Below are 15201 nucleotides of genomic sequence, written 5' to 3' on the forward strand. Positions count from 1 at the left end.
TCCGGCCCGGCCATGCAACGCTATCTCACCGCCAGCACCTACATCGACTTCGACACACCGGACGTCCTCGCCACCGCCCGCCGGCTGGCCGAAGGCGCGACTTCCGAAGCGGACGTCGTGCGCGCCTGCTTCGAATTCGTGCGCGACGCCATCCGCCACAGCGTGGATTTCAAAGCGAACCCCGTGACGTGCAAGGCCTCCGACGTGCTGCGCCACGGGACGGGCTATTGCTACGCGAAGAGCCATCTGCTCGCCGCGCTGCTGCGCGCGAACGGCATCCCGGCGGGGCTGTGCTACCAGCGCCTGTCGGTCGGCGACAGCGGGGCGCCGTACTGCCTGCACGGCCTGAATGCCGTGTATCTGAAGGACGTCGGCTGGTACCGCATCGATGCGCGCGGCAACAAGCCCGGCGTCGATGCCCGCTTCGAACCGCCCGTGGAAAAGCTGGCGTTCGCGACGCGCACGCGCGAGGAACGGATGCTGCCGGAGATCTGGGCCGAGCCGCTGCCCGTCGTCGTCGAGACGCTGGAATGCTACGATACGTGGGACCAGGTGCTTGCCAACCTGCCGGACGTTGAACTTCTTTAGAAAGGGTACGTATGTTCAGTCACATCATGGTCGGTTCCAACGACCTCGATCGTTCCAAGCGTTTCTACGACGCCGTGCTGGGCGTCCTCGGCGTGGGCGAGCCGTTCCCCAACACGAACCTGACGGGCCAGCGCCGGCTGTTCTATCGCCACGACGGCGGCTCGTTCTGCATCACCGAACCGATCGACGGCGCCGATGCCACTTGCGCGAACGGGGCCACGATCGGCTTCAAATGCGCGTCGCCCGAACAGGTCCACGCGTTCCACGACACGGCGGTCGCCCAGGGCGGCACGTCGATCGAGGCGCCGCCGGGCCTGCGCGAGAGCAGCCTGGGACCGCTGTACCTCGCGTACGTGCGCGATCCGGATGGCCACAAGCTGTGCGCGCTGTTCCGTCCCAAATAGGCGTTGGATGACGAAGGGAAACGTGCCGGGTATCCCGGAGGCCGTGTGTTACAGTCTCGCTTGCATAAGTTTCAATGAAAGGCAAGCTGGCCGATGCCACCCGCACCACCGCGCATCCTGGTCGTGGATGACGAAGAAGCCATCCTGTACGTATTCGAGCGCTACCTGAGCATCGCCGGTTATCGCGTGTCCGTCGCCGGTAACGGGCGCGACGCCGTCCGCATCGGCGAGGCCGGCCCGATCGACCTGCTGATCACCGATTTCCGCATGCCGGGCATGAACGGCATCGAAGTGATCCACGCCCTGCGCGGCCTGCAGCCCGAACTGCCGGCCCTCGTCATCTCGGGCAATCCCATCGAGGCCGGCACGATGCCGCCGGGCGTACGCTTCCTGTCCAAGCCTGTGTCGATGTCGGACCTGCTCGACATCATTCCCTCCCTGATCCGACAGCCAGTCTAGCCCGGCCCTGCGTCTTCGTATCGGCTGAACAGACTGGAATGGCGGTACTCCAGGACAGGGCCGATCGCGGACAATGGTGCCATGAAGCACGTCGACCATCTTTTGCGCCGCCTCGTCGCCGAGGGGCTCGGCACCGCCCTGCTGCTGGCCATCGTCGTCGGCTCCGCCGTCATGGGCAACCGGCTGGCGGGCGGCAATGCGGCCATCGCGCTGCTCGTCAATTCGATCGCGTCCGGCTGCGGCCTCGTCGTGCTGATCCTCGCGTTCGGCGCCGTCTCGGGCGCGCACCTGAATCCCGTCGTCACCCTGTCCGAAGCATGGCAGCGCAACCTGCCGGGCGCGCTCGTGCTGCCGTACCTGGCCGCGCAGGTGGCCGGCGCGTTCGCCGGCGTGGCGCTCGCGCATGTGATGTTCGGCGAACCCGTGTTCGCGGCCGCGACGCAGGCGCGCACGGGGGCGGCGTTGTGGTGGAGCGAAGGCGTCGCCACGTTCGGCCTGCTGGCCACGATCATAGGCTGCGCGCGCACGCGGCCCAATGTCACGCCGTATGCGGCGGCCCTGTTCATCGTCGCCGGGTACTGGTTCACGGCGTCGTCGTCGTTCGCCAATCCCGCCCTCACGCTGGCGCGCTCGGCGACGGGCACGTGCGCCGGCATCCGGCTCGCGGACGTGCCGGGCTACGTGCTGGCCCAGCTGGCCGGCGCCGCGGCGGCGACCGTCGTCTTCGGGTGGCTGTATCCGCGCGCGCAGCAGGAGACCACAGCGGGCGCCACGGTGGCGGGCGGGCCGGGTCTTACCCGCGCTGTCCGGCAGCCAGCGCCGTGAGCGTGCGCGCGAGGCCGCTCACCACGCGCGCCATGCCGTCAAAGACGACCTGCTCGGGCGGCTCGTCCGTATCCGGCGCGGCATGTTCCGCCTGGCGGAACGGGAAGCGCGTGAACGACGTGTCGGTGAGGACGAGGGCGGGCAGGCCGGCGCCGGGATGGTGCCACCCGGCGCGGTCGGACAAGGTCACGCCCTGCATGTAGGCGGGCGTCGCCAGGCCGTGCGCCGGGCCGGCCGCGATGCTCTGGAATGCCGACAGCGCATCCTGCACCTCGCGCGACGAAGCAAGGCTGCCCACGTAGGCGATGAAGCTGCCCGGACGCTCGGCGGACGGAGCGTCGTCGAGGTTTGGCAGCGTGGCGGCTTTCGGCGCGAGGAAGAACACGAAGCGGATCTCGGTGCCGCTGCTGGGACGCACGCTCGCGAGCAGGCGCGCCAGTTCCAGCACGGCCGCCGTCCCGGGCGCACCGTCCTCGGCGCCGTCGTCGCGGGCGCCGACGATGAAGGTGCGTGCCGCTTGTTCACCCGGGGGCACGCTGGCCAGCACGGCTTCGATGCGGCGTGCGTGGCCGGTCCCGCCGCGGTCCTGCACGGCGTAGCCGGCCGCCTGCAGCACGTTGCCGATGTAGGTGGCGTCCCGCGGTCCGCCCGCGAGCGCCGTCACGTGCGCGCGCAGGCGCATGGCCAAAGGCGGTTCCGGCATGGCGGCGCCGGGGTTCACGGTCATCGTCGCCAGCAGCACGAGCAGGACGATGGCAACGATGGCTTTCCAGTGTGCACGAAAAAAATGTCGCATGGCGTGGGGCGCGGCGCAAGGGGCGACCGTGCCGGACAGGCCGGGCTCGGCGCGCGTTGCGGTCCTGGCGGACGCCGTCCGGCGACGGCTGCCGGGGCCGCCCGTGCATGCAATGGTAAACCGGGGCCGGCCTGCGATTTCATGATACCGAAATCGCGGCCGGCCCCGGTCGGGGTCGTGCCAATGGCGCGCGGAAACAAACCCGCACCCGTCGTTTTCGGCAGTGCCGGGAACGACTTCCCGCGCAGGCGGGAACCCATGCTGAGTATCTTGTTCAGCTCAGCATGGGTCCCCGCTTGCGCGAGGACGACGGTTGATTAGCGGGCTGCCGTCGCCGGCCCCGGCTCGCTCCAGCCGCCCCCCAGCACGCGGTACAGCGTGACCTGGTTCTGCAGGCGCAGCAGGTTGGCCTGGATGGCCTGCTGCTGCGCGGTGAACAGCGAGCGCTGGGCATCCAGCAGGTCCAGGTAGCTCGCGGTGCCGTTGCGGTAGCGCAGGTCGGACAGGTTGAAGCGGTCCGTCTCGGCGGCCGCCACGGCCTGCTGGGCGCGCAGTTGTTCGCTGTACGTGGCCTGGCCGGCCAGCGCGTCCGCCACTTCGCGGAACGCGGTCTGGATCGACTTCTCGTACTGCGCGACGGTGATGTCGCGCTGGGCACGGGCGCTCTCGACGCCGGCGCGGGTGCGGCCGAAGTCGAACAGCGGCAGGATCGCCTGCGGCGCGAAGGTCCAGCCGAACGTGCCGCTCTTGAACAGGCCTGAGAGCTCGGAGCTGGCCGTGCCCGCGCTGCCCGTCAGCGTGATGCGCGGGAAGTAGTTCGCGCGCGCCGCGCCGATGTTGGCGTTGGCCGCGATCAGCTGCTGCTCGGCCGAACGGATGTCCGGACGGGTCGTCAGCAGGTCGGACGGCATCCCGGCCGGCAGGTCCGGCAGGTTCGTCGTCGCGAGCGTGGCGCCGGCCGGCAGGTTGTCGGGGATAGTCTGGCCGATCAGCAGGGTGAGCAGGTTCAGGTCCTGCGCGCGCTGGCGCTGGGCCTGGGCCAGCGTGGTGCGCGCCTGTTCGACGAGCGACACGGCCTGCTGCAGGTCGAGCTTGGACGAGACGCCATTCTCGAAGCGCAGGTTCGTCAGGCGCAGCGATTCCTCGCGCGTCTTCAGCGTCTGCTGCGTCAGGGACAGCAATTCCTCGTCCGCGAGGAACGTCAGGTACGTGTTGGCGACCTGCGCGATCAGGCTGATCTGCGCCGTCTTGCGCGCTTCCTCGGTGGCGAGGAATTGCGCCAGCGCGGCGTCGGACAGGTTGCGCACGCGGCTGAAGAAGTCCAGCTCGAACGCCGACACCGAAAGGCCGGCCTGGTACAGGCTGCTGATCGGCTGGTCCTTGCCCGTCGTCTGGCGCTGGCCCGTGATGCCGGCGTTAATGGCCGGGAACTGGTTCGAGCGCTGGATCTGGTACTGCGCCCGTGCCGCCTCGATGTTGAGGATGGCAACGCGCAGGTCGCGGTTGTTTTCCAGGGCCAGCGTGATCAGCTGCTGCAGGCGCGGATCGGTGAAGAAGCGCTGCCACGCGATGGAGGCGGGCGCCTCGTTCGCGACGGCGTTGCCGCTGTTGACGGTGCCTTCCACGGTCGGGAAGGCAGCCGCCACCGGCGCTTGCGGCCGCTCGTACTTGGGCGCCAGGTTCACGCAGCCGGCCAGTACGAGGGCCAGGGCCAGGGGAGTGAGTCGTTTCATGTTGTTCATCAGATTTTCGAGTCGATGACAGTATTTTCTTCTTCGTGCGCGTACTTCTTGCGCTGGCGTTCGCTGCCCTTGAAGAATCCGCGGATGACGACGAAGAACACGGGCACGAAGAACACGCCCAGTGCCGTCGCGGTCAACATGCCGCCCATCACGCCCGTACCGATCGCGCGCTGCGACGCGGCGCCGGCACCGCTGGCGACCACCAGCGGCAGCACGCCGAGGATGAACGCGAGCGACGTCATGATGATCGGACGGAAGCGCAGGTGCGCCGCCTGCAGCGCCGCCTCGAACGGCGACTTGCCCTGCGCCTGCAGGTCCTTCGCGAATTCCACGATCAGGATCGCGTTCTTCGCGGCCAGGCCGATGATGGTGATCAGGCCCACCTTGAAGTACACGTCGTTGGACAGCCCGCGCATCGATGCCGCGAGCAGCGAACCGAGCACGCCCAGCGGCACGACGAGCAGCACGGCCACCGGGATCGACCAGCTCTCGTACAGCGCGGCCAGCGCCAGGAACACGGCCAGCAGCGCGAAGCCGATCAGCACGAACACGGTCGAACCGGCGAGGATTTCCTCGCGCGACTGGCCGGTCCATTCATACGCGAAGCCGGCCGGCAGCTTGGCGGCCAGCGCCTGCATCTCGTCGAGCGCCTGGCCGGTCGAATAGCCCTGGGCGGCGTCGCCCGTGATGCTCATCGACGAATAGCCGTTGTAGCGCGACGTCTGCATCGGACCCGTGATCCATTGGGTCGTCGCGAACGCGGACAGCGGCACCGGCTGGCCCTTCGTGTTCAGGGCGTTGATGCGCAGGAGGTCTTCCGGCTGCATGCGTTCCGGCGCGTCGGCCTGCACGATCACGCGCTGCAGGCGGCCGGCGTTCGGGAAGTCGTTCACGTACGCGGAACCGAGCGACGTCGACAGCGCCGTGTTGATGGCGCCGAACGTCACGCCCAGGGCCTGCGCCTTGTCGCGGTCGATGTTCAGCTTCAGCTGCGGCGCATCTTCGAGGCCTTCCGGACGGATGCCCGTCAGCACCTTGCTCTGCATCGCCATGCCGAGCAGCTGGTTACGCGCCTGGAGCAGGGCAGCGTGGCCGAGGCCGCCGCGGTCCTGCAGGCGGAACGAGAAGCCCGTGCCGCGGCCCAGTTCCGGAATCGGCGGCGGGCTCACGACGAAGATGAACGAGTCGCGCAGCCCCATCATGTGTCCCGTGATGCGGCCCGCGAGATCCTGCGCGCTCTGGCCCTTGCCCTTGCGCTCGTCCCATGATTTCAGCGGGATGAACGCGAGGCCCATGTTCTGGCCCTGGCCCGTGAACGAGAAGCCCGTCACGGCGACCATGTCGGCCACTTCCGGCTGCTTCAGCACATAGTCTTCCATCGCATGCAGGACGACGTTCGTGCGGTTGGCGGTGGCGCCCGGCGGCAGCTGGATGTTGGCGATGATGTAGCCCTGGTCTTCGTTCGGCAGGAACGAGTTCGGCAGGCGCGCGAACATCAGGCCGACGATGCCGACCAGCAGGACGAACACGACCAGCGCGCGGCCGGAACGCTTGAGGAGCTTGCCGACGATGCCTTCGTAGCGCTTGGCGCCCGTCGTGAACGTGCGGTTGAACCAGCCGAAGAAGCCTTTCTTCTCCATGTGGTGGCCCGCTTCCACGGGTTTCAACAGGTGCGCGCACAGCGCCGGCGTGAGGGACAGCGCCATGAACGCCGAGAAGCCGATCGACGACACCATCACGATCGAGAACTGGCGGTAGATGTTGCCGACCGCGCCCTGGAAGAACGCCAGCGGCACGAACACGGACATCAGCACGACGGTCACGCCGATGATGGCGCCGGAGATCTGGCCCATCGCCTTGCGCGTCGCCTGCAGCGGAGGCAGGCCTTCCTCGGACATGATGCGTTCGACGTTTTCCACCACCACGATCGCATCGTCGACGACGATACCGATCACAAGGACCATGCCGAACATCGTCAGCACGTTGATCGAGAAGCCCATCGCGAGCAGTGTCGCGAAGGAGCCCAGCAGGGCGACCGGGACGACGATGGTCGGGATGATCGTGTAGCGGAAGTTCTGCAGGAACACGTACATCACGATGAACACGAGGATCACCGCCTCGATCAGGGTTTCCACCACCTGGCTGATCGAGATCTGGATGAATTTCGTGCTGTCGTAGGGGATCGAGTACTTCATGCCTTTCGGGAAGTACTTCTGCAGCTGATTCATGCGTGCCTTGATCAGCTTCGCGGTTTCCAGCGCGTTACCGGTCGGCGACAGCTGCACGCCGATACCCGTCGACGGCTTGCCGTTCAGGCGGGTCGACGTGGCGTAGGCCTGGCCGCCGATCTCGATGCGGGCGACGTCCTTCAGGCGCACGGTGGAGCCGTCCGGATTCGCGCGCAGCACGATGTTGCCGAACTGCTCGACGGTGGCCAGCTGGCCCGTGACGACGACGGTCGCGGTGATCTGCTGGCCCTTGGCCACGGGCAGGTCGCCGATCGTGCCGGATGCCACCTGGGCATTCTGCTGGCGGATCGCGGTGTTGACGTCGTCCGGCGACAGGTTGAAGCCGACCAGCTTGGCCGGGTCGATCCAGATGCGCATCGCCTTCTCGGTACCGAACAGCTGCGCCTGGCCGACGCCCTTGATCCGCTGGATCTCCGGCAGCACGTTGCGCGACGCGTAGTCGCCCAGCGCGACGGTGTCCCAGGTCGGGTCGTCGGACGAGAGGATCGTGAACAGCAGGAAGTTGGAGCGGGCCTTGTCGACGCGCACACCCTGCTGGGTCACCGCGGCCGGCAGGCGCGGGGTCGCGCGCGCGAGGCGGTTCTGGACGTCGACCTGGGCCAGGTCGGGATTGGTGCCGGTCTCGAAGCTGATCGTGATGGAGCCGGTGCCGTTGGCCTGGCTGGTCGACTCCATGTAGATCATGCCTTCGGCACCGTTCATCTCGCGTTCGATGACGGAGATGACGGAATCTTCCAGCGTTTGCGCGGAAGCGCCCGGGTACGCGACGCTGACGACGATCGACGGCGGCGCCACGGTCGGATATTGCGCGATCGGCAGCTGCTTGATGGCGACGCCGCCAAGCACCATGATGAACAGCGCGATCACCCAGGCAAAAATGGGGCGGTCAATAAAAAAACGTGCCATTGTGGTTCCTGTTTATCTAGCCTTGCCTGCTTACTTGCCGGCGGGCGCGGCGGACGCCTGCGCATTGGCCGTGGCCGGGGCTGCCGGGGCGCCAATCGGCGTCCAGGGCACCGGTTGCACCGGCGTACCCGGAGGCAGCATCTGCAGCTTCTGGAAGCCGTCCACCATCACGCGTTCGCCTTCCTTCAGGCCATCCGTGACGACCCAGTTCTCGCCGTTCTGCGAACCGATTTTTACCGTGCGCGGGGTCGGCTTGTTGTCGGCGCCGATCACGGTGAGCGTATCGCCGTTCGGGCCGCCGCGGGTGACGGCCTGCTGCGGCACGAGGATGCCGTTCGGCAGCTCGGCCTGCGCCAGGCGCACGCGCACGTACTGGCCAGGCAGCAGGACGTTGTCCGGGTTCGCCGCCTGGGCGCGCAACGTGACCTGGCCGCTCGTCGGGTCGACGGTGATGTCCGAGAACAGCAGCTTGCCCTTCGTCGGCAGCACGGTGCCGTCGTCCGCGACGACGGTGACGGGTACGCTGCCGCCGAGGCCCTTGTCGCCGGCGTTCTTGCGCAGGCGCTGCAGTTCGGTGGCGGACTGGGTGATGTTCAGGTAGACGTTGTCGGTCTGCTGGATCAGCGCCATCTGCGTCGCTTCGGTGGCGGAGACGAGCGCGCCTTCCGTCACGAGCGCGCGGCCGATGCGGCCCGAGATCGGGGCGTACACGTTCGCGTAGTCGGCGTTGATCTTGGCGATGCGCACCTGGGCCCTGGCCGAATTGACGTCCGCCTCGGCCTGCTTCTGGGCGGCGACGGCGTTCGTGAATTCCTGCTTGCTGACGGCCTGCGCCTCGACGAGCGGCTTGTAGCGCTCGACCGTGGCGGAGGTCGACGTCAGGTTCGCCTGGGCACGGCCGAGCGCGGCCTGGGCGGCGTTCAACTGGGCCTGGTAGGGCTCCGGATCGATCTGGAACAGCGACTGGCCCTGCTTGACCAAGCTGCCCTCGGTGAACAGGCGCTTCAGCACGACGCCGTTGACGCGGGCGCGGACTTCGGCCGTGCGGATTGCCTCGACGCGGGCCGGCAGTTCGGTCTCGAGTGCGACCGGCTGGACCTTCGTGGTGATGACGCCGACCTGGGGAGGCGGCATCTTGGCGCCAGCGGCGCCGGGACCGGCCTGGGCGTTATCCTTGGAGCCGCAGGCCGACAGCATGGCCACGGCGACCAGGGTGCACGCGGCGATCCTGGACAGGGTGAGGGAGGAGGAGTTGGCAGAGCGCATTCAATGCTTCCTTCTTGTGGAAAAAAGAATAAAACCGTCCTGCGACACTTCTTCGGCACAACAGGCGGTTTTACTACTGACTTTTGGAAAAACCCCGATATACTATCACGAGTGTATGTTTAATGTTTCCTACCTATAAAAACGGAGAGTCAGGCGGATGGCCCGCAGAACCAAGGAAGAAGCGGCAGCGACCCGCGACAGCATTTTGGATGCTGCTGAAAAATTGTTCGTCGAACAGGGTGTTTCTCGTACAACGTTGCAGCATATCGCAACCGCGGCCGGTGTGACGCGCGGCGCCATTTATTGGCACTTTGACGACAAGGGTGCGTTGTTCAACGCGATGATGGAGCGGGCGATCCTGCCGCTGGAGGCGGAGATGCAGGTGCTGGACCAGGTGGAGTCGGACGACCCCCTCGTCGACCTGCGCAACCACATGCTGGCGGTGCTGGACCGGACGGTCAACGATCCGGGCGCGCGCCGCGTGTTCGAGATCGCCACGCTGAAGGTGGAATTCGTCGGGGAGATGGATGCGGTGCGACAGCGGCGCAAGGACAATATGGCGAACTGGATGGCGCGGGCCGAACGGCGGATCGGGCTGGCCATCGACAAGGGCCTGATCTCGCGCGACGTGAATCCGACTCAGGTCGCGCTGGGGTTGTGGACCATGATCGATGGGTTGATTCGCAACTGGATGTTCGATCCGCAGGATTTCGACTTGCTGGCGTTGGGGAAGTGTGTGATTGATCCGTATCTGGAGGGGTTGCGGAGCGGCGGCGAGTAAGAAAAGGAAGAATTGACTTGGAGTGGACTCGCTCGCGATAACCATCTGCATGGCGCAGATGCGGGGCAGGTTCTTAGCGGCTGGTAGCCGCATCTACTTCCGGCTGAAGTCGCGATAAGGCAACCGAATTCGGTCCATGAATATGCAATGGCTGACTTAGCCTGCGCTGGCGCGGTGCGTGCCGATCAATTTGCATCCACATTCAGTAACGCAGTCTTCCATCGCTACTGCAATGCCGCCCACGGAAATGGTGGGGTGGGCGGAGATAATCTTGTTCACGCCATGCGGTTTGCCTCCTGGGTAACACTGCGGACACTCTACCAGATCGCCCAGTCGGGCGATGGGTTTCCCGTCTACATCGTGCAATGATGAGCCGCTAATCACCTTTCCACCATGATCGGTCGAGTCTCCAACCACTATAATCTTAAGCGACATCGCACTTACTCCCGAAGTTGGATTAAATATTCTTTGGCAAATCGATTCTGGTTGTACGAACTCGGGGAACAAAATTGGATTTTTTCGTCCATCCAAATTCGATACGAGCTGTTTTTTAGGTAAAAATCACACCGCTTGTCATAGTTTTGAAAGCTCCTTGTTGTCGCTGATCATGGTTTCGGTCATTTCCTCGTCCAAATTAATTAATTCCTTGTTCGTTGAGGCGCTGGTGGCGGGTTTCGTTGTCGGAAAGATTTGCTTAAATAAGGTTTTGGCTGGGACGAGATTTTCAGTTTAGAGCAAGAATAAACGCGCTTCCTTTTTCGATATCTGGAGATCCGGCGCATACAGTCGATTTGGTAAAAACTATGCTTAAATATTTTTCAGAGAGGAGAGCTTTTTCGAAGGCGAATTTGTACTCATCAAGGATGGCCATGCGCAGTCGCGTTGCATTCTTTAACCTCTCTGTCGAACGAAAAAGATGCATCTATCAGAGTTGCATTTACTTTCCTGATTGCGTCTTGGTTCATTTCGCTGATTGCGTCGAATGAGACGGTTTGGATCAACGCTTTTTTGTCAGGTTTACTATCCCCGACCTTATAGCTGAACGGCACCCTCACTGCACTTTTAATATGGCGCATGCCACCACGAGGCATGTTATCGATATAAGTGCTCTCATTCCAAGACCTTCGATATCTGGTTCCTAAATATTGTGCGCATCCTTGCTATTTTCTACTATCTTTAGTCTTGCTAATTTACGTCTTTACTTCACACTCTCGACGCGGAATTTCCAGACATTCTCCGGCTCAATAAACTCAAGTCTCACTGAATGGCCAGTAGGAATGAATTTTTCTTTATCGATGACATATTCGTCGAGTGATACACCTGTTGGCAGATCTGAGTTCGGTGGATAGATGTAATCGGCGTTATCGAATAGCGGTCGCCTGAAGGCGTCTAGTCGTACTCCCATACAAGAGGCGAATAAACTCGGTAATTTATAAACGACAACTTGGCGATTCGGTCGCATTTCCATTAGATAAACAGACATGTGCCGAGCTGCAGTGCCACTTGCGCTGGAGGACTGCCCCTCGACGCAAGCGAATGGAAAGCGTTCGTACGCCTTAACGTCGGTCCCAAGGTCATCATTTACGGTGAACTCCCCGGGAAATGCTTTTGCGCGCGCCAGATCGACCTGCTTCCCTTGCCACGACACAACGGTATTTCGTGAGCCTGAAAAATGAAATGGAGTGGTTTTCGTAAATAGGCTGTTCTGTGCCATGTAATATGCTCTGTACCCATCGTACACCGCTTGGGGCCATGCAAGTAAAGGCCAGCAAGTTAAACTTGTAAATACCATAATTAGCTTTTTCATCGATAGGCCTTTCCGCCGGACGTGATCAAATAATCAGGATCATGGAGCCAGAATATCGTCTTTCCATGTGCCGCCGTGGATAGCCAGACCGCTTTGAAGCGTCCGCGCTCCTTGGAATTTACTTCTTGGCCAGTTTTACGGTTTCGGACTTTCCAGTACAATATTCTCTCAAAAGTATTTTCTTCGACCCCAAATATGTTGTGAGCGGGATCGCTGAATTTAAAACCATCCTTGACCTTTGGATGGTTTTTGTAGTTGGTCTTAAAGTCAACTCCATCCCACCAGTAAGCTCCATTCGAAGGATCGGAGCCGTCGTTTGCCCATGCTTTAGTGGCAGCGTTCAATGCTTGTTTCATTCCCAAATCTTGGTCGATTTCATCGGTGCTCCCGGCTTTCATGAATCGTTCATAGCGTCTGTTCTTGCCATTGATTGCATATGTATAGTTCGGGTCGGCTTGAATTAGATCGGCTACCGTCTTTTTGCCCCAGGCGCGCGCACGGTTTGCCACGGCAAACGCGATGCCAGAAATTTCGTCGGGATCGTTTAGGGTCGAGGCTTCGCCATACGCGATGGCAGCAAGTCTTTTGATATTGGGATCCAAACTCGTCATGTTTTTCTTTCAAAGTGCTTTCAAATGGCTGGCCTATGCGTACGAAATTGGCTAAGATTTATTTTCGCTGGAATATAATCCTGTTTATCGCTTTAAGTGCACTTGTCTTTGGCTAATCCAGGAGGTATGCTTAATATCCTGGTCAACTGGAAATCCTTGCGTTCGGCCGCTTTCGTCAATAACTCCTTCAACTAGCTTCTGTTCCATACTATCTATTCGATAGCTAATGCCAGATATAGGATTTCCGCTCTCGTCCTCAAACGCAAAATACTGTTCTAATTCATCGACGTCATGGTCGGCTACCCATAAAGGATTAATGCTTGGTGTAGGAACATTCATACTCTTGGGTGCTGCAAAACTGTGACTTGCAGCGTTTGCCACGAATGTTCCATTGGTCCCGTGCTCGATTCCGCAACTTGCAAACTTTGCATAGCTGCCACCGCCGTTAATGACAATTTCATCTTTGGCGCTGATAGTAATACGGTTGGCGGTGTGCGATATTTCTAATTTCGCCAGTAACTTAATGTTGTTCGACAAGGCTTGGACATCGATGTCACCAGCTGCGGCAACCAACTTCATCCCGGCTTTCTGTACGAACAAACGGAACGTTTCGCGAATGCTTGCGAAGATATTGGTGTTGGCGGCTAATGAAACGCTTTTTCCAGTTGTGATAGCCACGTGTCCATCGCTGGCGATATGGGTGTCTTCGGCCGTCGTCGTTACAATTCCAGCTGCGCTTGCGAGCACACAGTGCGGTTTGACCAGCTCCGGAAACTGTTTTCCTTTGGTAGCGGACCCCTCGATCGTTGTGTTTTGTGATTGCAGATTCGCTACGACGTCCCTCTGGTTGTTGTCGGTCTCTTGGGCGCCATTCTTCTGGGCAATTTCTCCCAATAATCGATGCTGTTCGTAGGCAAATGCAAGACGACGTGATGTTTCGTCCATATCCGTGATCGGCCCACGCGCCGTTTGTCTTGCTTCTGTCGTTATCATCAAACCTTTGGCAGCGCGAGCGACTCCATGGCCGTCAGTGCGTAGTTCCCAGCCTTCGCCGCGCAAATCCTTGCGTCCTTTTGTGTCTTCAACAAGGGTGATGTAGCCAAGCGAAAGCTGGCTACATTGATGATCGCTTTTCAGCTGCGCCTGGATCTTGCCGGCTGTGTCGTCGAGTATCAGGTGATTTCCGCGTCTGGCGCTATCGCCTGCTTGCAGTTCTCGGCTCCGCAACCCGCTCAAAGCCTGCTGCTCCGGCAACTGCCATGGCGGCATGTGCGTGAAGTTGTACAACGCCCCAAGAATCACCGGATGGTCGATATTCCCGTCGAGATAAACCACCGCTACTTCCTCACCAACCCGCGGCAAACGAATATTCCCGAACTCGCTGCCGGCCCCCGGCGACATGACTCGAAGCCAGGGCGAACTGTTCTCGTCATAGCTACCCAGCCTGTCCCAATGGAACTGGACCTTGACCCGCCCGTAGCCATCGGTGTGGATCTCCGAGCCATCAGGCCCGACGACGATGGCGGTCTGGACGCCGGGATAGGTGCAAGGCTTGCTGTTGTAGTACCGGCCCGGACGCCACTGGATATCCTTGCGCACGCACCGGAACATGTTCTCGTAATGCGATGGCGCGCCCGGCCCGGCCTGGTAGTTGTTGCTGGCGTCGTGGTCGACGCTCAGGATCAGGTAGTCGCGGTCGCGTATGCTGGGCTGGGCCGGCTCGCCGCGCTTGGGAACGCGCAGCTCGGCGCTGAAATGGCCGCCGAGCTTGAAGCACCGCCCCGGCTGGGCAGTACGGTCGTTGCCATGGGCTTCGAAATACTGGGTGTTCGCATCGCGCTCGCCCATGCGCTGCTGCGCGAGTTTCTCGCCGTCGTCGTGGGTGCGGAAACCGTAGGAACCCGTGTTTTCGTAGATCTCGTATGGAAAGACGGCGCCCTGGTCATTCAGTGATTCGGCGGTCGACCGCTGCGCCACAGGATTCTTGTAATCGAAGCTGGCCAGGGTCGTCTGGCCGGAACCGATCCGCCGCACTGGACTCCATTCCCGAATGCCGTCGTCTTCGAGCGAGCCGGCTTTGTCGCGGAACGGAATCTCTCCGGAATCGTCGATCCCGGACGGATCGATGGGCTGGGTGAGCGTGCTCTTGTCGCTGAGCCAGAGCGTGTGGCCATCTGCCCGATGCTCGTACCAGTAGTGCAGCCCGAGATCTTCCCAGCGGCGGTGCAGGTGGTTGTAGTCGGTCTCGTCGTACTGGTTGGCGCAGGTCATGCGCGGATAGTCGCCGACGATGGCCGCATGCCAGTCGGCCTGGCGGTAATGGGCAAAGGTGAGTTCCGTCAGTTCGATGACGCTCTTGCCGTGGAACGACACGTTGTCCTTGCGCAGCCTGGTAAACGCCAGCCAGGGCTCGAGCACCATGCGATAGAACGCGAAACCGCCGTCGGCGCGCAGGAAACGGAATTCCGTGACGTAGCCGTTGAAGTAGCGCAACGAGCCGTCTTCGCGCACGATGGAAATCGTCACCATCCTGGCCATCATCGCCTTCAGGGGAATCCGCGCGTCATCGGACAGGAGCTCGACCTCGACACGGAAGCAGCGGGAGACTTCTTCGCGCGCGGTCATCCGGTTCGGCAGGAGAATGGGATCGGGCCCGTCGCCCCGGGGAAATTCCAGGCGCATCAAACGGTCGTGCTGCGCATCGAGACTGAACACCGACAGCGCGGCGCCTGCCGCGATCGCTTGACTCCCATCCATGGAACGCCTC

At 62.1% G+C, this 15201-nt stretch carries 13 protein-coding genes; 5 read left to right on the forward strand and 8 right to left on the reverse strand.

Going from position 1 to position 15201, the window contains the following annotated elements; all coding sequences use genetic code 11:
• The first annotated feature begins 12 nt into the window (after window positions 1-12).
• The 4 genes from ASD28_RS27630 to ASD28_RS27645 all read left to right on the forward strand — a co-directional run bounded on the left by ASD28_RS27630 (window position 13) and on the right by ASD28_RS27645 (window position 2276).
• A complete protein-coding gene (locus ASD28_RS27630; protein ID WP_056136892.1) occupies window positions 13-588 on the forward strand; it encodes a transglutaminase family protein in 576 nt (191 codons plus the stop codon).
• An 11-nt stretch (window positions 589-599) separates the two neighbouring features.
• Window positions 600-992 (forward strand): VOC family protein, encoded by a 393-nt coding sequence (locus tag ASD28_RS27635; protein WP_056136360.1) that lies wholly within the window; start codon window positions 600-602, stop codon window positions 990-992.
• A gap of 93 nt (window positions 993-1085) precedes the next feature.
• Window positions 1086-1451: a response regulator gene (locus tag ASD28_RS27640; RefSeq protein ID WP_056136362.1), complete on the forward strand. Its 366-nt coding sequence runs from the start codon at window positions 1086-1088 to the stop codon at window positions 1449-1451.
• An 81-nt stretch (window positions 1452-1532) separates the two neighbouring features.
• Window positions 1533-2276, forward strand: a complete 744-nt coding sequence (locus tag ASD28_RS27645; protein ID WP_056136363.1) for an MIP/aquaporin family protein — start codon at window positions 1533-1535, stop codon at window positions 2274-2276.
• Here the strand turns inward: ASD28_RS27645 and ASD28_RS27650 are convergent.
• From ASD28_RS27650 to ASD28_RS27665, 4 genes are all read right to left on the reverse strand, one after another.
• Window positions 2245-3072: a M28 family peptidase gene (locus ASD28_RS27650; RefSeq protein ID WP_056136365.1), complete on the reverse strand. Its 828-nt coding sequence runs from the start codon at window positions 3070-3072 to the stop codon at window positions 2245-2247. The genes ASD28_RS27645 and ASD28_RS27650 overlap by 32 nt on opposite strands.
• A gap of 317 nt (window positions 3073-3389) precedes the next feature.
• Window positions 3390-4805 (reverse strand): efflux transporter outer membrane subunit, encoded by a 1416-nt coding sequence (locus ASD28_RS27655; RefSeq protein ID WP_156403717.1) that lies wholly within the window; start codon window positions 4803-4805, stop codon window positions 3390-3392.
• An 8-nt stretch (window positions 4806-4813) separates the two neighbouring features.
• The gene (locus tag ASD28_RS27660) at window positions 4814-7969 is read right to left on the reverse strand and encodes an efflux RND transporter permease subunit (protein WP_056136369.1); all 3156 of its coding nucleotides are present in this window, start codon (window positions 7967-7969) and stop codon (window positions 4814-4816) included.
• A 30-nt stretch (window positions 7970-7999) separates the two neighbouring features.
• Window positions 8000-9235, reverse strand: coding sequence for an efflux RND transporter periplasmic adaptor subunit (locus tag ASD28_RS27665; protein ID WP_056136371.1), 1236 nt, complete (start codon window positions 9233-9235; stop codon window positions 8000-8002).
• Between the two features lie 157 nt (window positions 9236-9392).
• Between ASD28_RS27665 and ASD28_RS27670 the strand changes: the two genes are divergently transcribed.
• Window positions 9393-10016, forward strand: a complete 624-nt coding sequence (locus ASD28_RS27670; protein ID WP_056136373.1) for a TetR family transcriptional regulator — start codon at window positions 9393-9395, stop codon at window positions 10014-10016.
• Window positions 10017-10172: 156 nt separating this feature from the next.
• Here ASD28_RS27670 and ASD28_RS31465 read toward each other — a convergent pair whose 3' ends face one another.
• From ASD28_RS31465 to ASD28_RS27675, 4 genes are all read right to left on the reverse strand, one after another.
• Window positions 10173-10451: a PAAR domain-containing protein gene (locus ASD28_RS31465; protein ID WP_082577164.1), complete on the reverse strand. Its 279-nt coding sequence runs from the start codon at window positions 10449-10451 to the stop codon at window positions 10173-10175.
• 763 nt (window positions 10452-11214) lie between these two features.
• Window positions 11215-11730: a hypothetical protein gene (locus ASD28_RS32160; protein ID WP_156403718.1), complete on the reverse strand. Its 516-nt coding sequence runs from the start codon at window positions 11728-11730 to the stop codon at window positions 11215-11217.
• Window positions 11731-11819: 89 nt separating this feature from the next.
• The gene (locus ASD28_RS31470) at window positions 11820-12434 is read right to left on the reverse strand and encodes a hypothetical protein (protein WP_082577165.1); all 615 of its coding nucleotides are present in this window, start codon (window positions 12432-12434) and stop codon (window positions 11820-11822) included.
• Between the two features lie 84 nt (window positions 12435-12518).
• Window positions 12519-15191, reverse strand: a complete 2673-nt coding sequence (locus ASD28_RS27675) for a type VI secretion system Vgr family protein (RefSeq protein ID WP_229412054.1) — start codon at window positions 15189-15191, stop codon at window positions 12519-12521.
• Window positions 15192-15201: the final 10 nt, after the last annotated feature.

This window comes from Massilia sp. Root133 (assembly GCF_001426525.1).
Classification (GTDB): domain Bacteria; phylum Pseudomonadota; class Gammaproteobacteria; order Burkholderiales; family Burkholderiaceae_D; genus Telluria; species Telluria orientalis.